The organism is Methylobacterium sp. TK26 (assembly GCF_055361565.1).
This window is the reverse complement of the sequence record NZ_CM143965.1, coordinates 4,482,711-4,502,536: the sequence shown is the minus strand read 5'-3', so window position 1 is coordinate 4,502,536 and position 19,826 is coordinate 4,482,711. Positions and strand designations below refer to the sequence as shown.

The following is a 19,826-nucleotide window of genomic DNA, read 5'->3' as shown; positions in this document are numbered from 1 at the left end:
TGAACAGGGGTATACGGATCGTCCCCGGCGGCGTCAACCGCCTTTTTCGAGGTCCGTCGATTTTTCTGCCAGAGGCCGGTGACGGCCGCGTGACGCCCACTCCAGACCCTCAGCGGCCCTTCTTGATGTCGGCCAATGCCCGGCTCAGGCCGTCTGCGATCCGCGCGCGCTCTTCGGGCCCCGCATCGCGGGCGACGGCGACTTCCTGTCGGCGGGACACGAGGGCGAGTCGCTGCAGGCCGTACTCGTCGTCATCGACCGAGACGATCTTGGTCCAGAGGGGGTTGAAGCGCCATTCGCGCCGTTCGCCCCGGTGGCTCACCCGGGCGAGGAGAATCTCGATCTGCGAGATCATCACCTCCTCGAAGGAGGACCCGCGCCGGAAACTGACCTTGAGGGCGAGGTAGATGCCGAGCATGTCGAGGCCGAAGAAGCCGGCGATCGGCCAGAAGCCCATCCGCCATGCCCAGACCGACACGGTGAACGACACCAGGCAGAGCCCGGTCATGACCACGCGGAAGCCGGTTCGGCTCAAGCTCTGGTGCGGCCGGATGGTCGCCGTGAAGACGGGCCGGTCGAAGCTGTCCGGATCGAGCCCGTCCGGATGGACTGAAGGATTGTAGCTCGCCATCCCACAGATATAACGCGCGAATGCCCGTCAGAAAGCCGTCCGCCGCCACCGTTCGTGGACGGCTCGCGCCCCGCCTTCCCACACCCGCCCTCGACGGCCATGCCGTAGCCGCGCCGGAGCCGGTCGATGCGGCGAGTGTGGAGGAGATCTTCCGGCGCCTCCAAGAGGCGAATCCCGAGCCGAAAAGCGATCTGCGCTACACGAACCCCTACACGCTGCTCGTAGCGGTGGTGCTATCCGCCCAAGCCACCGACAAGGGTGTGAACCTCGCGACCGGGCCGCTCTTCGCCGTGGCGGATACGCCGCAGGCGATGCTGGCGCTCGGCGAGGAAACGGTGCGCCATTTCATCCGCACCATCGGCCTGTTCAACACCAAGGCGAAGAACGTCATCGCCCTGTCCCGCATCCTCATCGAGGAGCACGGGGGCGAGGTGCCGGCGAGCCTCGACGCGCTGCAGGTCCTGCCCGGCGTCGGGGCCAAGACGGCGAGCGTCGTGTTGAACGTGGCCTTCGGCGTCCCGCGAATCGCGGTCGACACCCATATCTTCCGCGTTGCCAACCGCATTCCCCTCGCGGTGGCCTCCACCACCGACAAGATCCAGGCGAAGCTGGAAGCGATCGTCCCGGAGCCCTACCTGCTGCACGCCCACCACTGGCTGATCCTGCACGGCCGGTACGTGTGCAAGGCGCGCAAGCCCGATTGCCCCTCCTGCCGGATCCGCGATCTCTGCCGCTATCCGGCCAAGACCGTGTGACAGCCCTGCCGCCGCGCGGCGCGGGGGGCTAACGCGTTGTGCTACCAGTCCGCTTCGGGTAGTTTCGGTGTGGCCGCCGGGCCCTTCCGAGGGGCCTTCGGCAGCACGACCAAACGTACGGTCGCCGCGCCGTGGATCCCGCTTCACTCGTCGCGCTACCCAGGAGCCCCGGCCATGGACTTCCTCAAACCACGGTATACGCCCATGAACCGCCGCCGTCGCATCTACGAGGGCAAGGCGAAGGTCCTCTACGAGGGGCCGGAGCCGGGCACCCTCATCCAGCACTTCAAGGATGACGCGACCGCGTTCAACGCGAAGAAGCACGAAGTCATCGACGGCAAGGGCGTTCTGAACAACCGAATCTCGGAATTCGTCTTTCAGAACCTCAACGACATCGGGGTGCCCACGCACTTCATCCGGCGGCTGAACATGCGCGAGCAGCTGATCCGGGAAGTCGAGATCATCCCCCTCGAAGTGGTCGTCCGCAACGTCGCGGCCGGTTCGCTGGCGACCCGCCTCGGCTTGGAGGAAGGCACGCAGCTGCCGCGCTCGATCATCGAGTTCTATTACAAGAACGACCAGCTCAACGACCCGATGGTGTCGGAGGAGCACATCACCGCGTTCGGCTGGGCGACGCCCCAGGAGATCGACGACATCATGGCGCTGGCGATCCGCGTCAACGACTTCCTGTCCGGCCTCTTCCTCGGCGTCGGCATCCGGCTCGTGGACTTCAAGATGGAGACCGGCCGGCTCTGGGAAGGCGACATGATGCGCATCGTCGTGGCCGACGAGATCTCCCCCGATTCCTGCCGCCTCTGGGACATCAAGTCCTCCGACAAGCTCGACAAGGACCGGTTCCGCAAGGACCTGGGCGGGCTGATCGAGGCCTATACCGAGGTCGCCAAGCGCCTCGGCATCATGGCCGAGAACGAGAAGGTGCAGATGGGCGGCCCGCGCCTCGTGCAGTGAGCGTCAGGCGGGCCGGCGGATCGCGCCGGCCTGCGGGAAGTCGCTGGCGAGCCTCGCGTGGGTCGACAGGTTACGCTCGAAGCCTGCGTTATAATGGGGGTCCTGCACCAGCAGCGGCCCCCATCGCTTTTTGAAGGCCGCGACCTCGCGCTCGTGGCGGGCGCGGGCTTCCTCCGTCCAGCGACGGCTCGCCGCCTCGCCGTGGTGGAGCACCGCCTCGGGGGCCATGACCGTGCGGAAGCCGGCCGCGTTGAGACGCAGGCAGAGGTCGACGTCGTTGAAGTCGACCGCGAAGGTCTCCGCGTCGAAGCCGCCGACCGCTCTGAACTTCTCGACCTCGACCATCAAACAGGCGGCCGTCACCGCCGAGACTCGATGCGCCGCGCGCAGGGTGGAGAGATAGCCCGGCGCGTCGCCGGGGAAGTGGCGGTGGGCGTGCGTGACGAGGCCGCCCGTGCCGAGGACGATTCCACCGTGCTGGATGCGGCCCGCCCCATCGAGGAGCTTGGCACCCACCGCACCGACACCCGGCCGCAGGGCATGGCGGGCCATCGCCACAAGCCAATCCGCGCGGAACGCCTCCACGTCGTTGTTCATGAAAACGAGGAGTTTGCCGCGCGCCTTCGCCGCCGCCGCGTTGTTCATCGCGGCGAAATTGAACGGGCCGGGACAGGGCACGACGACCCCCCTCCCCTCCCCCGCCAGGGTTTCGAGATAGGCGAGGGTCTCCGGCTCGCGGCTGTCGTTGTCGCAAACGAGGATCTCCAGCCTCGGCCACACGGTGCGGCTGCGCAGCGCATCGAGGCAGGGCCGCAGGAGATCGAGCCTGTCACGCGTGGGGACGATGACGCTGACGAGGGGCGTGTCGGCGAGTGGATGCGTCACGCGGACGATCCCATCCGCGTCCGTCATCACGGTCGCGTCCTCGCGGCCGGTGCGGTCGAGGTGCTGTCGCACGGCGGTCAGGCGGTCGGCCGAGGCGTCGTCGCCGGGGCGACGGCAATAGAGCAGGCCCGGCAGGTGGCCGATCGCTTCGGCACCGTACCTATCGGCGATCGCCAGCGCCGCTGCGACCGGGCTGGCCACCGGGGCGAGAGCGCCACGGCGCAGGGCGAGCGGCCCGAGGTAATCGACCGCCATCAGGAGATCCGCGTCGAAGGCCGGCGGGAGGACGGGATGGGCCGGGTCGCCGGCCTGCCTTTGGACCAGACCGTCGCCGTAGATCGCCTGGAGCGTCGGGTTTTCCGCGAAGGCGCGGGTGATCCGTTCAGAGGCGCCTCGCAGGAGCGTCCCGCTGCCGACGAGGGTGAAACTCCCCTCCCCCGGCGGCTCCTCCGTCGCGCGGTTCAACGCGGAGGGCGGCAGGGCGAGGCGATGGTCGATCCCCACGAGCGCCGCGAGGCGTTGGCGGGCGCGCAGGCGCTTGCCGGTGAGGCGGGCGGCGAGGATGTCGAGGGCTGCGCGGGGCTGGCGCAGCAATTCGGCCGCGAGGGCGATGGGCGATGGCTTGGGGCCGTCGCCGAGAAAGGCGCCGCCAGTCGGATCGGGGCGACTCACTCCAGGTCCTCGCCGAAGGTCGTGAGCGACAGGGCCGGGTGATAGAAGGGATCGTGCCGGATCACGTCGAGCCATCGGGTGGTGAACAGGGCCGCCTCGCGCTCGAAGCGCTCGCGCTTGGCGCCCACCGAGGGGCCGCGGCTCACGGATTCGAAGTGGAAGAGTTCCGCCTCCGGCGTCCAGATCGTCTTCCAGCCCTTCGCGCCGAGGCGCAGGCAGAAATCGACGTCGTTGAAGTCGATGGGGAAGGTCTCGGCATCGAAGCCGCTCACCGCGAGATACTTGTCGCGGGAGACGGCGAGGCAAGCCGCCGTCACCGCCGAGACTTCGTGCGTAACGCGCAAGCGGCCGAGATGCCCCGGCGTATCGGCCGGACGCCGCCGCAGGATGTGGCCCGCCCGCCCCGCGAGGCCGACGACGACGCCGGCATGTTGCAGCGTGCCGTCGCCGAACAGCAGCTTGGCCCCGACCGCCCCGACCTCCGGCCGGATCGCCTGACGGACCATCGCGCCGAGCCAGCCCGGCCCCCGCACGCCGATGTCGTTGTTGAGCAGCACGACGACCTGCCCGGATGCGGCCGCCACCCCCGCATTGACCATCGCCGAGAAGTTGAAGGGCTGCGGGAAGCTAACGATCCGCACGCGAGAATCGCGGTTCAGTTCCTCGTAGAAAGCGAGGACGGCGGGATCGGTGGAGCCGTTATCGACCACGATCAGCTCGATGGCGGGATAGTCCGTCGCCTCGAGCACGCCGCGACTGACCGTGGAGATGAGGTCGAGCCGGTCGCGGGACGGGATGACCACGCTGGCGAGGGGCGCGGGATCGGGGAGCGGCCATGCCACTTCGCGGAACGCGCCGGATGGTGAAGCGACGACGGTCGCGAGGGGTCGCGGGCAATGGACGGCGCGCCGGCAGGCTTTGGCCACGATGCGGCCGAGCATGTCCGCCGCCTGCCCGACAGGCCCCAAAGGCTCGTCCGGGAGGCGTTCGATCAGCGCGCGCGAGACGAGGGCAACGCGGCCGACATAGCCCGTACCCATGGCGAGGTCCGGGCTCCAATCGGGTTTCAGGCGCGGCGCACCATCGGCGTCCAGTTCGTCGGCATAGGCGAGATCGGCATTACCGAGGTTCGCCGCCAACAAGGCGAAGGCATCCGGTTCGAGGGCGTCGCCGGCATTCAGGATGCAGAGAGCCGCCGCATCCGACAGCAAGTCCGAAGGGCTCCCCACGGACAGATCGGTGAGGGCGACCGTCTCCGCCGCCAGGGTTTGCGCCCGTACCGTCGCGAGGGTGCACTCCAGAGCCTTAGGCGCGGCGCCATGCGCGAGAACGATGCAGCGGATCGCGAAGTTCGGCACCGGACCCTCGAAGGGCACGTGCCGCGTGGCGGCCCAGGCCGCGAAGTGCTGTCGCCGGGTCACGGCCACGCCGCCGCGCACAATATCCCGATAGCGGCGTGATTGCCCCTTCGCCCGGGCCCACAAAGCGGCCAGGACATTCCCCGGCTTCCGCCATGCGCAGGCCAGGAGGACGCTCGCCTCGCTGCGGCGCTCGACCCGTTCGAGCCTCGCGCTGGGAGCGGCGGCGAGCAGGATCTGCGTCGCGTCGTCCGGGAACAGTCCCATCCACTGCGCGCGGCCCAAGGCCGGGCCGGGGCAGACGATCACCTGCTCCTCGCCCCCGGCGCGGGTGATGCGCAGCACCGGGCGGCGGGGCGGCGCGAGGGGATCGGCCGAAAAGCTCAAGGCGAACCAGCCGCCGGGGCGGCCCGGCAGGATCAGCCGCGACTCGAAGACGGGATCGCCGCTCGGTTCGAGGCGGAAGGCGACCGACCGTGCGCGCGGCTCACTGGGCAGCGTCGCCTCCGCCGGCCGGTGCGGCGGCGGCGGCCGGCTTGCGGCGGGGCTTCGCCTTGGCGGAGGTCGCCTTGGCGGCGCCGAGCCCGACCTCGATCTCGTAATCCCGCGACAGGGCGGCCGGAACGACGAGATCATCCACGACGATCTGCGCGAAGCCCTGCGCCTCCCCCTTGCCGATCTCGGCATTGGTGCGGGCGGTACGGGTCATCACGGTCTTGTCGTCATGCTTGATGGAGAAGCTGACGGGCACCTCGAACCGGCCGGGCGCACCGGCGGGCCCGAGCAGTACGCGCGCCTCGACGCCGACCTTCACCACGACCGAGCCGTCTTCCCGGCGGGAACATTCGCGGGCGAGGCGCCCCAGGCCGATCTGCGTGCGCACGTTGCCGCCGGCCATGATGCGCAGGGCCGCGCCGCCCTCCATCACGTCGACGTTCGGGCAATACGCCGCCTCGGTCTCCTTCGGCTGCGACGGAGGAACCGTCGTACCGCCGTACTTGAAGATGTTCGAGAAGACGTTGCCCTCCTCCTGTGCCGTAGCCGGAGAGACGGCGAAGCCCACCGCGACGAGGAGGCCGAAACGACGGATCCGATGTCCAACCATGAGCGAGAACCCGGCCAGGCGGTTTACTTGAGGCTGTCGAAGCCGGCTGCGAAGCCCTTCATCGAGAGCGGGATGCCGACGCCCTCCTCGGGCGTCTGGAAGACGATGAAGGTCGCCTTCGAGCCGTTCTTGAATTGCTGGATCAGGCCGCCATCCATCACCACCTCGGCGACGCAGCCGGTGGTGAGGCAGCGGACGAAGCCGGCGCGGCCGATATCCGTCTGGTCGATCTTCAGCCCGAGGCCGGAGGGCAGCAGGACGCCGAGGGGCGCCACGACGCGCAGAAGGTAGCCCCTGTTGTCGGCGGTCTTGAGCACGATGACCACCAGGGTCAGGTTCGGCCGGTCCTCGGCGGCGAGATACTGGACGAGGGCGCATTGCTCGGCCTTGGCGCCGGCCGGCGTCTCGCAGCGCAATTGCCAATCGTCGAACGTCTTGCGGACGGTCCCCTGCGCGGCGGCGGGCGCGGCGGCCAGGACCGACATCAGGATGAGGAGCCCGGACAGCGCAGCCGCATGCCGGAATCGATCGAGCCTCACGAGGAACGGCACCATCTGACCCTGTCGGAGAGACCGCGCCCTGACGGCGGCGGCCCGGTAAGCGAGGGTGTTCCGACCATGCGGGCACCCGCGCTGTCAAGCGAGCGACCCATGCATGGATGCAGCACCGGCTACCCGGCGGGCCGCTTATGGCCTAGATTGTGGCGAACGCACCTGCGCCCGCCACAATTCGGAACCCCATCATGCGACTTCCCGCCCTCTCGGCCGCCTTTCTTGTCGCCACCCTCGCCCAAGCCGGCGCCCAGGGACTGCCCGTGGGCGAGACGACCTATGTCGAGCGCTCGCTCAATCATTCCGACGCGCTCACCGTCGAGCATCCCCCGGTGGCGGTGAATCCCTATGGCCGTCGCGGCGGCTCGGCCGCCCTGGCCGGCAATTGCCGGGAGGGTGGCATCATCCGGCGTCACGACCAGTTCGGGAACCCGGTGATCCTGCGCCAGCGCGAGATCTGCGACAGCACCGCGCCGCGCACCCTCGACCCCGGCGAGGTCAACCCGCGCCCCGTCTGGCCGGCGGAGGTCGTCACGGCCCGCCGCGTTTTGCGCGTGAAGGGCTGAGCCCTAACCGAAGCGGTGCAGCTCGGTGCCGTTCCGCTTCAGCCACGCCTCGGCGGCATCGACATGGCCGCAGAGGTGATGCGCCACGGCCCAGAAGCGCGAGGAATGGTTCATCTCGCGCAGATGCGCCATCTCGTGCGCGACGAGGTAGTCGAGCACCATCGGCGGCGCGAGGATCAGCCGCCAGGAAAAGTTCAACTCCCCCCGTGCGGTGCAGGAGCCCCAGCGGCTGCGCGTATCCCGCAGGGTGATCCGCACGGGGCGCTGGCCGAGGGTCGCGGCATGGCGGTCGATGGCGGCTTCGATGTCGGCGCGGGCCGCGCGCATCAGGGCATCGCGGATCCGCCGGGGGAAGTGGGCCTCCTCGCAGGCGAGGGACAGCACCTTCGCGCCCCCCTCCTCCTCCTCCCAGCGCGCGGTGCCGCCACGGATTCCGCGCAGGACGAGCCGGTGCGGCTCGCCCCGGATCGGGATCTCGGCGCCGGGCTCGAAGGAGATTCGCTCCGGCACGCGGGCGAGGCGCGCGGCGATCCAGCCGGCATGGCTCGCGGCAAAGCGCTGGGCGGTGCTCACCGCCATGCGCGGCGGCAGGGTGATGACGGCCTCGCCGGTCGCGGCGGACACGCGCAGGGTGATGCGGCGGGCGGCGTCCCGCCGACGCAGGGCAACGCGCAGCAGCGCGCCCTCGTGGTGGACGTCGAGGTGATCGGGATCGGGGCGTCGCAGGAATGCGAGGGGCATGGACCCCTTTTAGCGGCGCCGGGGCGCCGGCTCCAGATCCTTGGCCATTTGCCTCAGGCGCCGGCCAGGGCGGTCCAGACCGAGGTCTCGGGCAGGACGAGCAAGGCGGCGGCGGCCAGCGCGATGCCGTAGGGTACGCCGGTCTTGCGGTCGTGCAGGTGCAGGGCGAAGGGCAGCCGGGCCAACGGGTTCGGCAAAGGATGCGAGCGCGCGGCGAGCAGGGCCAGCGTCAGCAGGCCGCCGAGGACGGAGGCCGCGAGGAGATAATCGATCAAGCCGTCGAAGCCGAGCCACAGGGCCGTCGCGGCCGCGAGCTTGGCATCCCCGCCCCCGATGATGTTCAGGGCGAAGAGTGTGAAGGTCGCCGTCAGGACGAGGGCGGCGGCGCCGACATGCAGGCCGATCTCGCCGGGGGTCATCAACCCGCTCGCCGCGAGCACGGCGAAGCCGGCGACCAGCGCCAGCGAAATCCGGTTCGGAATGAGCATGGTGAGCAGGTCGCTCGCTGCGGCATAGGCCATCAGGAACGGGAACAGCACCAGCAGGCCGAATTCGGCGATGACGGTTCCGCTCATCATGTACCCCGGTGTCGGTCCGAACGGCTCCGGCACGGTGAGCTTCCGCCCCGTCCCTCTCGGGACGCGACGGTCACTCGCCGTGCCGCGGATCGGAGTAGATCGGTTAACCGATTACTGCAGCTGAGCCGAAATGGAGGCGAACTTGGAGTTGAGCTGCGAGCCGATGACCTTCAGCGTACCGATGATCACGACGGCGATGAGGGCGGCGATCATGCCGTACTCGATGGCGGTGGCGCCGGATTCGTCGCCGGCGAAGCGCTTGACGATGCTCTTCATGATGAAGGTCCCATTTCGATAGAAGCGAATTGACCGACGAAGTGTTACGCCTCGATCGGCGGCTCCCTCACACTGGCCAGCACGCCTTGAGATTGAGTTAAACGGATCTCACAACCATGGGAGCGGGTGACACATTTCAGGGGGTTTCAAGAGAAGTTGATCTAAAAAGCGGGCAAAGCTCGGCAGTATAAGCAGGAAGACCGGTATAGGTTTTAGGGAAGCGTTTACCAGTTTCGTGCTTGCTGTAGGGGCTCGGTCTCGCCGCGCGCCTTGTACGGGCATGTTTCTATGCGTCGCACCCCTTTGCCGGCCGGCTTGTTCGGCGTCGCCCTCACCGTGGTGGGCCTTCTGCCGGGCGTCGTCTCCGCCGCCCAGCCCGAGGCGCTGCCGGTGGTGACGGTGATCGTCGACAACGCGAAGGTGATCCGCCTGCCGGAGAAGACGCAGACGGTCGTGGTCGGCAATCCGTTCATCGCAGAGGTGACGCCGCAGAAGAACGGCGTTCTGATCCTCACTGGCAAGAGCTTCGGGTCCACCAACCTCATCGCCCTGGACAGCGCGGGGGCGCTCATCGCCGAGACGATGATCCGCGTCGAGGCGTCCCGCGAGGCGACCATCACGGTCCAGCGCGGGATGGACCGCGAGTCGCTGTCCTGCACGCCGAACTGCCAGCCCTCGGCCCAGCTCGGCGACGCCGCCAAATATTTCGACCCCACCAGCGGGCAGGCCGACAAGCGGCGTGCCCTGGCGTCCAGCGGTGGCGGCGTCGGCGCGACCTCGCAAGGGACCGGCGCGGGGTCCGGCGGCGGCATGGGCGCGATAACCTCCCCCTAAGACGGAAGACCGAGCGCTTCCGCCGTCTTGCACAGTGTCCCGCGCCCGTGGACAACAGCTGATGCAATCGACGGTCTTCACGTACGCCATCGGCGACATTCACGGGTGTAGCGACCTCCTCGACGCGCTTCTCGAACGCATCGAGGCCCATGCGGATGGTCGCGAGAGGCGGCTCGTCTTCCTCGGCGACTATATCGACCGGGGGCCGGACTCGGCGGCCGTGCTGCGCACGATCAGCCGGTTGCACTGGGCGGAGCCCGATCACGTCACCTGCCTGATGGGCAATCACGAGCGGATGCTGCTCGATTCCCTCACCACCGAGGAATCCGCGCTGCATTGGCTGGCCAATGGCGGCGAGGCCACCCTCGACTCCTTCGGCGCGCGGGAGGTGGCGGATCTGCCCCGCGCCATCCTCGACTGGATCGAGAGCCTGCCGACCCTGCATTCGGATGCCGGGCACTGGTACGTCCATGCCGGGCTGAGGCCGGGCGTTCCGGCCCTGGAGAGCGACCCGCACGACCGCCTCTGGATCCGCGACAGCTTCCTCGACGAGGAGCATGATTTCGGCCGCCACGTCGTCCACGGCCACACGCCGCAGCGGAACGGCCGGCCGGAGCAGCGCCGCTTCCGCACCAATCTCGATACGGCGGCGGTCTATGGCGGCGCGCTGACGGCGGGCGTCTACACGGAGGCCGCAGGGCCGGCCGACACCATCCTCCAGGTCCGGCCCGCCTCCTAGCGCGCCTTCGCCCGCAGCGTGTCGAGCATGGTGGCGTCAGCATAGCCGTCGGGCGGAAGGCCGGCGGCGGCTTGGAAGGCGCGCAGGGCCGCCCGCGTGCGCGGCCCGATCTTGCCATCGACGGTGCCCACCGGATGGCCGTGCTCGGTCAGGAGCGTCTGGAGACCGCGGCGCTCGTCCGCCCCGAGCATCCTGTCGCCGCGCGGCCAGTCTCGCCCGAAGCCCGGCAGGCCGCGCAGGCGGTCCGACAGTTGCGCCACCGTGAGCGCGTAGGAGAAGGACGTGTTGTAGCGCAGGATCACCGCGAAGTTCGGCAGCAGCAGGAAGGCCGGGCCGCGCGCGCCCGTGGGCAGGAACAGCGTCGCCCTGTTCTCGTCCTTCAACCCGTCGCCGCGAACCGGGCGCACGCCCATGTCGCGCCATTCCGCCAGGGTGCGTGCCGTGGTCTCGTCGGCCAGGGCGAGGTTGAAATCCGGCGGGAGGGTCGCCTCGCTGCCCCAGCGCTCGCCGGTCTTCCAGCCTTCGGCCACCAGGAAGTTCGCCGTCGAGGCCAGGGAATCGGGCACAGAGTCCCAGAGGTCGCGGCGTCCGTCGCCGTCGAAATCCACCGCCCGCGAGAGGAACACGCTCGGCATAAACTGCGTGTTGCCGAGCGCGCCCGCCCAGGAGCCGGTCAGCCGCTCCGGCGTCGCATCGCCCGCCGCGAGGATCTTCAAGGCGGCGATCAACTCGGCCTTCCAGTAATCCGGCCGCCCCGGATCGCCGCAGGCGAGCGTCGCGAGGGAGCGGATTGCCGGGCGGACGACAGTCAGGTCATCGAGCACGGCGCCGTAGCTCGATTCCACGCCCCAGAACGCCACCAGCGTGTAGCGGTCCACGCCGTAGCGGGCCTCGATGGCATCGAGGGCGCCCGACCATTGCTGCAGCTTGCGCTGGCCCTCCGCGATCTTCTCCGGCGTGACGGAGGCTTCGACATAGGCCCAGACCGGCTTCGTGAACTCGGCCTGGTTCTGGGTCGCCGCCAGCACCTCGGGATCGGGAATGAGCGTGCCGAGCTGCGCCTGAGCGAGGTCGCGGGGCACGCCGGCCTCCACCGCCGGCTCGACGAGGGCCTCGATGCAGGGTTCGGCATGGGCCGGGCCCAGGAGGAAGAGCGCCGCCAGCAGGGTCGAACGGAACGTCACGGCCTCTCTCATGCCTGTCCTTTACGCCCACGCTTCAGGCCCGTTGCCGAGCGGGCCAATCGGGACACACGTCTGTCCCAGGCCGCAAGCCGCCTCGCGGTTCCGCCCTGCCGCGTCGGGCCGAGGCGCAGGATGCGGACGGGGTGGAAGCCGCAGAAGCCGAGGATCTGCCGCCGCCACCGCCGCCCGACGGGATCGCCGTAGACGAGGCGCAGGTACCAGGGCGGCGTATCCATCGTGACGATGAGGTCGGCCGACCGCCCGACCATCAGCCGATCCCAAAACGGATCGTCGCGATGGTAGCGGAACGCGAAGCCCGGCAACAGCAGCCGGTCGATGAGGCCCTTCACCAGCGCTGGCTCGCCGCCCCACCACAGGGGAAAGGCGATGACGAGGTGATCGCACGCGTCCAGCAGCCCGGCGAGCCGCGTCAGATCGGGCTCCAAAGGCTGCTCCTCGGCATAGCCCCGCCGCAGGTTCGACGAGAAGACGAGGTCGCGCAGGGCGACACGCTCCACGCGGGCGCCATCAAGGGCGACTGCGTAGCGGTCGAGGAGATGCGTCACGAGCCGCCCGGCATCCGGGTGCCCGTCGAGGACCAGAACCTGCATCGGCGCGGGGCCCTTCGTCATGGCGAGGGGCGCATGGTGCGGAACAGGGCGCCACCGTCGCCCGTTGAACCGCAAGCTGCGCCGTTTTGGCGCATGATGCGAGAGGACCCCCGGATGAGCCTTATCGGACGAATCGTCACCAAGCTCCTCGGCAACGAAGACCGGCCGGTTGTCCGCGATGATCGCAACGCGAGCACGGCGTCGCCCATCGGCCGTCTCGTCACGAAGATCCTGCGGAAGTAGGCCCGGCGCCCGCGCCGGGCACCCTAGCGGTTCACCGTCTGCGCGATTTGCGTCTTCACGATGGGCGCGGCGGGCACGGTGTGTTCCCACAGGTTCCCGGTGCGGGCCTTATCGAACCCGTTCTGGTAGAGGCTGCGCATATAGGCGGTACTGAAGCCCTGCGCGGTCGGCGCCTTCGGCCCCGACTCATCGACATAGGTCAGGTTGAAGCCGATGTTGTTGGTGCGGGCCAGGGCATAGGTCGCGGCGAGCGCCGCGCGGGACCGCGCCCGGCTCGCCGTCGTGAAGGACCGGCCGACGATGGCCAGGGTGTTGTTCTGCGTCACCTCGAAATCCGGCTCCAGCCGGCCGTTGATCACCACGAAGATCTGACCCTTGCCCGTGGTGGGCAGCTTGCCGTCGCGCAGCAGCAGGCTCTGCGGCAGGGTGAAGACCGGCGTCACCACCGATCCGTCGACGTGCATTTCCTTGAACTGCGCCGGGCCGGCGCTCACGTCGATGAATTGCGGCGGGAACACCGCCGGGATGCTGGCCGAGGCGGCGAGCACGTCACGGAACAGGTCGAGCCGGTTCGGCGCGTTGCTCGACGCGATGGCGCCCATATTCCAGATCACGGCACGCTGGGAATCGAGGTTCGTCGTCACCACGAGGAGACGGCGGCCCTTCGCATGCTCGGCGGCGATAGCATCGAGCAGGTCGTTCGACACGTAGCGCCCGATCAGGTCGCGCAGACGCCCGTCGCCGAACAGGCCGGAGCCGAACAGCACGCTCGTGATGCTCGGCTGCGAGACCAGGGTCTCGGCCACGCCGCTCGTGTAGAACTCGGTGAGATAGGAATCGTAGGCCGAGCCGAGGAAGGCGAAGGGCGCGATGAGCGCCCCCGTCGACACGCCGGAGACGAGGTTGAACTCGGGCCGGGTGCCCGACGCGGTCCATCCGTTCAGCACGCCCGCGCCATAGGCGCCATCCCCACCGCCGCCCGAAAGGGCGAGGTAGGTGAAGCGGTCCTGCTTCCGCTGCGGAACGCTCGACAGGCGCGCGATCGTGTCGAAGGAGGCATCGGCGAACACGCGCGCATCGGGGATGCCCGGCACGGTCGCGTCGGCGGCCTCCTGTGCGGTGTAGGCCGTACGCGGCACGGAGCCGCATGCCGCCATCTGCGCCGCCAAACCGAGGGCGGCGGCGATGCGCAGCCCGGTCCGAACCTTACCCATCGTCCTTGTCCCGAACGGCCGGCTCGCTTGGTAAGCGCCGCAATAGCCTTATGGGAACGAGCTTGGCCGTTTCACGTTCCCGCCGTAAAGGCCAAGTTTGGCTTATAACACCGATGTTGCAGTGCGGACACGATCCCCCGTGCCCCTGCGTCCCGGCCGAGTCTTGGCGGTGGACAGCCCCGATGGCGCCCGAAAAGCGTGGGGCCGCCGCCCTTGCAACGGCCGCGAACGGCGTCGTAGGGTCTAGGGGACGGCTCGGAGAGACACGGTGTCGCACCGGCCCGGCTTCCGCTGGCCGGCTCGGACGCGTCGCGTGCGCCGCTGGGCGAGGGGTCGGAGGGGGACGATGGAAGCGGGCCTTAGCTGGACGGAAGAGCGCGTCGCGCTGCTTCGCCGCCTGTGGGAGGACGGCCAGAGCGCCAGCAAGATCGCTGCGCAGCTTGGCGGGGTGACGCGCAATGCCGTCATCGGGAAAGTCCACCGTCTCGGGCTCGCCGGTCGGGTGAAGTCCGGCGAGGACGCGCCCATCGTCGCCCTGAAACCCGCCGAGCCTGAGAAGCCGGCCATCGTGGCGGCCGCGCCGGAGCCGGCCGTCGTCGTCTCGCATCGCCCCGCCCCGGAATTTCCGCAGGCCGCGGCGCCCGTTCCCGTGGCCGCGTCGGCCTCGGAGCCGGCCGCCATCGCTGTGTCCAAGCGGGTCACGATCATGGATCTGCGTGAATCCATGTGCCGCTGGCCGCTCGGCGATCCGACCACGCCGGAATTCCGCTTCTGCGGCGCCCGGTCCATCACCGGCCTGCCCTACTGCACCCATCACGCCGAGATCGCCTACCAGCCGGCGACCGAGCGCAAGCGCGACCGCCGCGCGGCCGGCTTCCGCTAGCGCCCTGCCCTCGCCTCAGCGAGGTAGCGGCGCGTCCCCTCGTTGAGCGCGGCCGGTGGCACGAGGCTGTCGAGCCCGCGTGGATCGCTCTCGCCGACCTGCGGATGGCGGGAGCGCGTCTCGGCATTGGCCTTCGCCAGAGCGCTGACGATCCGATAGGCGGCGTCGGGCGGGAAGCCCGGCCGGGCCAGGATGAAACTCCACGACCCAACGGTCGCGATCGGGCTGTCCTGCCCCAGAAAGCTACCGGCCGGCACGGTGAGGCGCCGCAGGGCCGGGTCCTTCGCAACCACTTTCACCATGGCCTCCTCAGAGGGGCCGATGAAGCGCGCGCCGCCGGGCGCCTTGGCCACGGCGACGAAGCCCGGCCAGCCGATTCCCCCACCCCAGAGGGCGGCTACCCGCCCATCCAGCACCATGGCCGGGCCGTCCCCAGCATGGTCGAGGAGGATCGGGCGAATGTCCTGCTCGGGATCGAGGCCGGAGGCGGCGAGCACCGCGCGGCCCATCACCGTCAGCCCGGAATTGTGCGTGCCCAGCGCCACCGGCTTGCCCCGCAAATCGGCGACCGATCGCAACGGGGAATCGGCCCGCAGGACGAACAACCCGGGAGTTGCGTACATGGGCACCAGCACGGTCGGGCCGTCGCCCCGGTCGAGGGCCGGATAGGCATAGGCGCCCTGGACCAGGGCGAGATCGACCTCGCCCCGCGAAAGCAGCCTGAGATTTTCCGCCGAGCCGCCGCTGGGGCGGGTCTCGATCACGAGATCGGGCTCCACCGCGTGAACCGAAGCGGCGAAGGCATCGCCGAAGGCCGGGAAGCCGCCCCCGGGGGTGGCGGTAGCGAGGGTGACGCGCAACACCCCGGCCCGTACCGGAGACACCGCGAACGCTGCCAGGAGAGCGAGGCCGGTTCGGCGGGTGGGGTGGATCATGGCCGGCCTCTCAAGAAGGATTTTCTATCGTTACGGCAGTCACAAAACAGTTTCTTCCACGGAGGGGCTTAATCCCCCGCGATAATAAAATGATTTGGCGGACAAGGCACTTACGGCGATTGCCCGATCCAATTCGAGCGTCTATCGCAGGCGTCGGCGCGGATGCGAAAGCCCCCCACCCCCTTGGCATGGGGCTTTCGCATCCGACATCGGTAGGAACGCAGACAGGAAGCACGCGATGGCCGATTCCCTCAACGCGCCGGCCAAGGTCGGCCACGGTCGCATCTACGGTTCGATCACCGAGACCATCGGCAATACGCCGCTCGTGAAACTGAACCGCCTGCCCAAGGAGCACGGCGTCGATGCCGAGATCCTCCTGAAGCTCGAATTCTTCAACCCGATCGCGAGCGTCAAGGACCGCATCGGCGTCAACATGATCGATGCGCTCGAAGCCTCGGGCAAGCTGCAGCCCGGCGGTACGCTGGTGGAGCCGACCTCCGGCAACACCGGCATCGCGCTGGCCTTCACCGCCGCCGCGCGGGGCTACCGGCTGATCCTCGTGATGCCGGAGACGATGTCGATCGAGCGGCGCAAGATGCTCGCCTTCCTGGGCGCCGAACTCGCCCTCACCCCCGGCGCGCAGGGCATGAAGGGCGCCATCGCCAAGGCCGAGGAACTTCTGCGCGAGATTCCCGGCGCGGTGATGCCGCAGCAATTCTCGAACCCGGCCAACCCGGACATCCACCGCCGCACCACGGCCGAGGAGATCTGGGCCGACACGAACGGCAAGCTCGATGCCTTCGTGGCCGGCGTCGGCACCGGCGGCACGATCACCGGCGTCTCCGAGGTGCTGAAGCCCCGCCTGCCGGGTCTGAAAGTCTTCGCGGTGGAGCCGGTGGATTCGCCGGTCATCTCCGGCGGCCAGCCCGGCCCGCACAAGATCCAGGGCATCGGCGCCGGCTTCATCCCCGAGAACCTACACACCGACGTCCTCGACGGCGTGCTGAAGGTCTCGAACGACACCGCGTTCGAGACGGCCCGCGCCCTCGCGAAGCTGGAAGGCATCCCCGGCGGCATCTCGACCGGCGGCAACGTCGCGGCGGCCCTCGAACTGGCCAAGCGGCCGGAATTCCAGGGCAAGCGCATCGTGACGATCGCCTGCTCCTTCGCCGAGCGCTACATCTCGTCGGCCCTCTTCGACGGGATCGGCTAGTCCGACCCTCTGCGGCCCGGTGCTCCGCGCCGGGCCGCAACGATCACCCGCCGGCCCCGTTGTCCCGCATATCAGGGACACGTGAGAGGCCATCATGGCGGACACCAATCAGCGTCAGTCGCTCAAGGACTTCGACGCCTACGCCGACCGCAACGGTCAGGATCTCGGGCAGGATTCGCCCCTGGATGTCGGCCTTCCGCAGCGGACGCAGGCCGACTTGAAGAGCAATCCGTCGGGTGAGGCCGAAACCGCCCGCATCGCCTCGGGCACGCCCGGCCAGGACGCCACCGACGCCACCGAAGCGGAGACCCCACCTGAGAACCTTCGCCGCCTGCGTGGCGAGGATTCGTCCGCGTCCGAGGCCATCGACCGGGCGACCGCCTCGATCGGCCAGGATGATGGGAAGCGCTGATGCCGCGCGAGACCAGCGATTCCGGCACTGTCACCCGCAAGCCCGACGCCAAGGTCGGCTCGTCCGGCTCGCCGCCGGCCGGCGGCGGCCATCAGACCGCGCAGCAGGCCGAGATCACCGGCATGGGCAGCGGCGGCAAGGACGAATCGGACCGCAGGAAGGACATGAGCGGCGGAGCGGCGGGTGCGTCCCCGCCGGCCATCGGCGGTTCGTCCGGCGGGCATTCCGATCAAACGGCGTCGCGCGGCCCCGAGGCCGGCGAGAAGGTGGCCGGAGGCCATTCCCGTGCGGAGAGGAGAGACGGCGATGAGTGAGCGCGAGACGTCCGAAGATCGTCCGAAAAACACCGCCCCCGACGCGGTGAAGGATCCGAACGAGAAGACGAGCGGCAAGCCGGGGGAAGGCCCGAAGGGGCAGAAGGGCGAGACCGACCCCGGCGGAAGCTGAAAAAACCCCCGGAGCGCTTGGCGCTCCGGGGGTTTTCGTCACTCAGGCTTCCTTGGAGCGCTCGGCGCGCTTGCGGTCGTTCGGATCGAGGACCGTCTTGCGCAGGCGGATGGACTTCGGCGTCACTTCCATCAGCTCGTCGTCCTGGATCCAGGCGAGCGACTTCTCCAGCGTCATGCGGATCGGCGGGGTCAGGCGCACCGCCTCGTCCTTCGACGTGGTGCGGATGTTGGTGAGCTTCTTGCCCTTGAGCACGTTCACCTCGAGATCGTTCTCGCGGTTGTGCTCGCCGACGATCATGCCCTGGTACACCTTGGCGCCGGGCTCGATCATCATCGGGCCGCGATCCTCAAGGTTCCACATCGCGTAGGCCACGGCCTCGCCCTTGTCGTTCGAGATCAGCACGCCGTTGCGGCGGCCGGGGATCTCGCCCTTGAAGGGCTCGTAAGCCTTGAACAGGCGGTTCATGATCGCCGTGCCGCGCGTGTCGGTCATCAGCTCGCCCTGGTAGCCGATGAGGCCACGGGTCGGGGCGTGGAAGACGAGGCGCAGGCGATCACCGCCCGACGGCCGCATCTCGATCATCTCGGCCTTCCGCTCGGACATCTTCTGGACGACGACGCCCGAGTGCTCCTCGTCCACGTCGATGACGACTTCCTCGACGGGCTCCAGAAGCTCGCCGGCCTCGTCCTTCTCGAACACCACGCGCGGACGCGACACGGCGATCTCGAAGCCCTCGCGGCGCATGGTCTCGATCAGGATCGCGAGCTGCAATTCGCCACGGCCGGAGACGTAGAACGAATCCTTGTCGGCCGCTTCCTCGATCTTGAGCGTGACGTTGCCCTCGGCCTCCTTGAACAGGCGGTCGCGGATCATGCGGCTCGTGACCTTGTCACCCTCGGTGCCGGCCAGGGGCGAATCGTTCACGATGAACGACATGGTGACGGTCGGCGGGTCGATCGGCTGGGCCTGGATCGGGTCGCTGATTGACGGATCGCAGAACGTGTCGGCCACGGTGCCCTTCACGAGGCCGGCGATGGAGACGATGTCCCCCGCCTCGCCCACGTCGATGGGGGCGCGCTCCAGACCACGGAAGGCCAGGATCTTCGAGACGCGGCCGGTCTCCACGACCTTGCCCTCGCGGTCGAGGACCTTGATCGACTGGTTCGGCTTCACCGTGCCGGAGGCGATGCGCCCGGTGATGATGCGGCCGAGGAACGGGTTGGCTTCGAGCAGGGTGCCGAGCATCCGGAACGGGCCGGGCTCGGTCTTGGCCGGCGGAACGTGCTTCAGCACGAGGTCGAACAGCGGGGCGAGCCCTTCTTCGGGATCAGCCTCCGGCGACAGGCCCATCCAGCCGTTGCGGCCGGACCCGTAGAGAATCGGGAAGTCGAGCTGCTCGTCGGTGGCGTCGAGGGCGGCGAAGAGGTCGAACACCTCGTTCACAACCTCGTTGATGCGGGCATCCGGCCGGTCGACCTTGTTCACCGCCACGATGGGGCGCAGGCCGATCTTGAGGGCCTTGCCGACCACGAACTTGGTCTGCGGCATCGGCCCCTCGGCGGCGTCGACCAGCACGATCACGCCGTCGACCATCGAGAGGATACGCTCCACCTCGCCGCCGAAATCGGCGTGGCCGGGGGTGTCGACCACGTTGACGCGGGTATCCTTCCAGACGACCGAGGTCGCCTTGGCCAGGATGGTGATGCCCCGTTCCTTCTCCAGGTCGTTCGAATCCATGGCGCGTTCTTCGACGCGCTGGTTTTCGCGGAAGGTGCCGGACTGCTGCAGCAGCTTGTCGACCAGGGTGGTTTTCCCGTGGTCGACGTGGGCGATGATGGCGATGTTGCGCAGGTCCATGGCCGGGTTCACGCTCGGTGGCCCTGGCTGTGACGGAGCACCGGACGACATCATGTCGTCCGCCCCGGGCCATGGGCAGATGTGTGGCGGTTGCGCTGCAATAGAGAGACACACCGCTTACGGCAAGCCCACGCAGCGAAACGGGCGGGTTTTCGCGGGGGAGG

General features: G+C 68.9%; 24 protein-coding genes. 11 read left to right on the top strand and 13 right to left on the bottom strand.

The features are described 5' to 3' along the window. Window positions 1–109 precede the first annotated feature (109 nt). On the bottom strand, window positions 110–631 hold the full coding sequence (locus ACXJ1Y_RS21910) for a DUF2244 domain-containing protein (protein WP_463848169.1): 522 nt from the start codon (window positions 629–631) through the stop codon (window positions 110–112). A 20-nt stretch (window positions 632–651) separates the two neighbouring features. On the opposite strand from ACXJ1Y_RS21910, the gene nth reads away from it, so the two are divergent. Further along, the gene (gene nth, locus ACXJ1Y_RS21905) at window positions 652–1,386 is read left to right on the top strand and encodes an endonuclease III (RefSeq protein WP_463848168.1); all 735 of its coding nucleotides are present in this window, start codon (window positions 652–654) and stop codon (window positions 1,384–1,386) included. Between the two features lie 174 nt (window positions 1,387–1,560). Next, a complete protein-coding gene (gene purC / locus ACXJ1Y_RS21900) occupies window positions 1,561–2,355 on the top strand; it encodes a phosphoribosylaminoimidazolesuccinocarboxamide synthase (protein ID WP_238205833.1) in 795 nt (264 codons plus the stop codon). A gap of 3 nt (window positions 2,356–2,358) precedes the next feature. Here the strand turns inward: purC and ACXJ1Y_RS21895 are convergent, their stop codons facing one another. From ACXJ1Y_RS21895 to ACXJ1Y_RS21880, 4 genes are all read right to left on the bottom strand, one after another. Beyond that, complete coding sequence (locus ACXJ1Y_RS21895) at window positions 2,359–3,912, bottom strand: glycosyltransferase family 2 protein (protein WP_463848167.1); 1,554 nt, start codon at window positions 3,910–3,912, stop codon at window positions 2,359–2,361. Continuing rightward, window positions 3,909–5,657 carry a glycosyltransferase family 2 protein gene (locus ACXJ1Y_RS21890; RefSeq protein ID WP_463848166.1) on the bottom strand — a complete coding sequence of 583 codons (1,749 nt, stop codon included), beginning with the start codon at window positions 5,655–5,657 and terminating at the stop codon, window positions 3,909–3,911. The genes ACXJ1Y_RS21895 and ACXJ1Y_RS21890 overlap by 4 nt, the downstream gene beginning before the upstream one ends. A gap of 100 nt (window positions 5,658–5,757) precedes the next feature. Then, window positions 5,758–6,375 carry a hypothetical protein gene (locus ACXJ1Y_RS21885; RefSeq protein WP_463848165.1) on the bottom strand — a complete coding sequence of 206 codons (618 nt, stop codon included), beginning with the start codon at window positions 6,373–6,375 and terminating at the stop codon, window positions 5,758–5,760. A 23-nt stretch (window positions 6,376–6,398) separates the two neighbouring features. Continuing rightward, window positions 6,399–6,860, bottom strand: a complete 462-nt coding sequence (locus tag ACXJ1Y_RS21880) for an invasion associated locus B family protein (RefSeq protein ID WP_243952077.1) — start codon at window positions 6,858–6,860, stop codon at window positions 6,399–6,401. Window positions 6,861–7,117: 257 nt separating this feature from the next. On the opposite strand from ACXJ1Y_RS21880, the gene ACXJ1Y_RS21875 reads away from it, so the two are divergent. Then, window positions 7,118–7,492 carry a hypothetical protein gene (locus ACXJ1Y_RS21875; RefSeq protein WP_463848164.1) on the top strand — a complete coding sequence of 125 codons (375 nt, stop codon included), beginning with the start codon at window positions 7,118–7,120 and terminating at the stop codon, window positions 7,490–7,492. A 3-nt stretch (window positions 7,493–7,495) separates the two neighbouring features. On the opposite strand, the gene ACXJ1Y_RS21870 is transcribed toward ACXJ1Y_RS21875, so the two are convergent. From ACXJ1Y_RS21870 to ACXJ1Y_RS21860, 3 genes are all read right to left on the bottom strand, one after another. Further along, entirely contained in the window at window positions 7,496–8,233 is a 738-nt protein-coding gene (locus ACXJ1Y_RS21870) for a M48 family metallopeptidase (protein ID WP_463848163.1), read from the bottom strand. 53 nt (window positions 8,234–8,286) lie between these two features. Further along, window positions 8,287–8,811, bottom strand: a complete 525-nt coding sequence (locus ACXJ1Y_RS21865; protein ID WP_463848162.1) for an A24 family peptidase — start codon at window positions 8,809–8,811, stop codon at window positions 8,287–8,289. Between the two features lie 111 nt (window positions 8,812–8,922). After that, complete coding sequence (locus ACXJ1Y_RS21860) at window positions 8,923–9,087, bottom strand: Flp family type IVb pilin (protein WP_342167254.1); 165 nt, start codon at window positions 9,085–9,087, stop codon at window positions 8,923–8,925. Window positions 9,088–9,375: 288 nt separating this feature from the next. Between ACXJ1Y_RS21860 and ACXJ1Y_RS21855 the strand changes: the two genes are divergently transcribed. Both ACXJ1Y_RS21855 and ACXJ1Y_RS21850 read left to right on the top strand, forming a co-directional pair. Then, on the top strand, window positions 9,376–9,921 hold the full coding sequence (locus ACXJ1Y_RS21855) for a pilus assembly protein N-terminal domain-containing protein (RefSeq protein WP_463848161.1): 546 nt from the start codon (window positions 9,376–9,378) through the stop codon (window positions 9,919–9,921). Window positions 9,922–9,982: 61 nt separating this feature from the next. Beyond that, window positions 9,983–10,660, top strand: a complete 678-nt coding sequence (locus tag ACXJ1Y_RS21850) for a metallophosphoesterase family protein (protein ID WP_463848160.1) — start codon at window positions 9,983–9,985, stop codon at window positions 10,658–10,660. On the opposite strand, the gene ACXJ1Y_RS21845 is transcribed toward ACXJ1Y_RS21850, so the two are convergent. Both ACXJ1Y_RS21845 and ACXJ1Y_RS21840 read right to left on the bottom strand, forming a co-directional pair. Then, window positions 10,657–11,844, bottom strand: coding sequence for a lytic murein transglycosylase (locus ACXJ1Y_RS21845; protein WP_463848159.1), 1,188 nt, complete (start codon window positions 11,842–11,844; stop codon window positions 10,657–10,659). The two genes, ACXJ1Y_RS21850 and ACXJ1Y_RS21845, sit on opposite strands and share 4 nt — an antisense overlap. 8 nt (window positions 11,845–11,852) lie before the next feature. Beyond that, a complete protein-coding gene (locus ACXJ1Y_RS21840; protein WP_463848158.1) occupies window positions 11,853–12,476 on the bottom strand; it encodes an NAD(P)H-dependent oxidoreductase in 624 nt (207 codons plus the stop codon). Between the two features lie 93 nt (window positions 12,477–12,569). Here ACXJ1Y_RS21840 and ACXJ1Y_RS21835 point away from each other — a divergent pair, with 93 nt between their 5' ends. Next, the gene (locus ACXJ1Y_RS21835) at window positions 12,570–12,698 is read left to right on the top strand and encodes a TFIIS helical bundle-like domain containing protein (RefSeq protein ID WP_463848157.1); all 129 of its coding nucleotides are present in this window, start codon (window positions 12,570–12,572) and stop codon (window positions 12,696–12,698) included. A gap of 23 nt (window positions 12,699–12,721) precedes the next feature. Here the strand turns inward: ACXJ1Y_RS21835 and ACXJ1Y_RS21830 are convergent, their stop codons facing one another. Continuing rightward, a complete protein-coding gene (locus ACXJ1Y_RS21830) occupies window positions 12,722–13,912 on the bottom strand; it encodes a patatin-like phospholipase family protein (RefSeq protein ID WP_463848156.1) in 1,191 nt (396 codons plus the stop codon). 346 nt (window positions 13,913–14,258) lie between these two features. Between ACXJ1Y_RS21830 and ACXJ1Y_RS21825 the strand changes: the two genes are divergently transcribed. Then, window positions 14,259–14,795, top strand: coding sequence for a GcrA family cell cycle regulator (locus ACXJ1Y_RS21825; RefSeq protein WP_463848155.1), 537 nt, complete (start codon window positions 14,259–14,261; stop codon window positions 14,793–14,795). Here ACXJ1Y_RS21825 and ACXJ1Y_RS21820 read toward each other — a convergent pair. Further along, the gene (locus ACXJ1Y_RS21820) at window positions 14,792–15,730 is read right to left on the bottom strand and encodes a TAXI family TRAP transporter solute-binding subunit (protein WP_463848154.1); all 939 of its coding nucleotides are present in this window, start codon (window positions 15,728–15,730) and stop codon (window positions 14,792–14,794) included. The genes ACXJ1Y_RS21825 and ACXJ1Y_RS21820 overlap by 4 nt on opposite strands. Window positions 15,731–15,968: 238 nt before the next feature. On the opposite strand from ACXJ1Y_RS21820, the gene cysK reads away from it, so the two are divergent. The 4 genes from cysK to ACXJ1Y_RS21800 all read left to right on the top strand — a co-directional run bounded on the left by cysK (window position 15,969) and on the right by ACXJ1Y_RS21800 (window position 17,802). Then, window positions 15,969–16,943 (top strand): cysteine synthase A, encoded by a 975-nt coding sequence (gene cysK, locus ACXJ1Y_RS21815; protein ID WP_463848153.1) that lies wholly within the window; start codon window positions 15,969–15,971, stop codon window positions 16,941–16,943. A gap of 94 nt (window positions 16,944–17,037) precedes the next feature. Continuing rightward, window positions 17,038–17,355 (top strand): hypothetical protein, encoded by a 318-nt coding sequence (locus ACXJ1Y_RS21810; RefSeq protein ID WP_463848152.1) that lies wholly within the window; start codon window positions 17,038–17,040, stop codon window positions 17,353–17,355. After that, entirely contained in the window at window positions 17,355–17,669 is a 315-nt protein-coding gene (locus ACXJ1Y_RS21805) for a hypothetical protein (RefSeq protein ID WP_463848151.1), read from the top strand. Before ACXJ1Y_RS21810 ends, ACXJ1Y_RS21805 begins: the two co-directional genes overlap by 1 nt. Then, window positions 17,662–17,802: a hypothetical protein gene (locus tag ACXJ1Y_RS21800; RefSeq protein ID WP_463848150.1), complete on the top strand. Its 141-nt coding sequence runs from the start codon at window positions 17,662–17,664 to the stop codon at window positions 17,800–17,802. The genes ACXJ1Y_RS21805 and ACXJ1Y_RS21800 overlap by 8 nt, the downstream gene beginning before the upstream one ends. A gap of 42 nt (window positions 17,803–17,844) precedes the next feature. Here ACXJ1Y_RS21800 and typA read toward each other — a convergent pair whose 3' ends face one another. Then, window positions 17,845–19,662, bottom strand: coding sequence for a translational GTPase TypA (gene typA / locus ACXJ1Y_RS21795; protein WP_463850196.1), 1,818 nt, complete (start codon window positions 19,660–19,662; stop codon window positions 17,845–17,847). Between the last annotated feature and the right edge of the window lie 164 nt (window positions 19,663–19,826).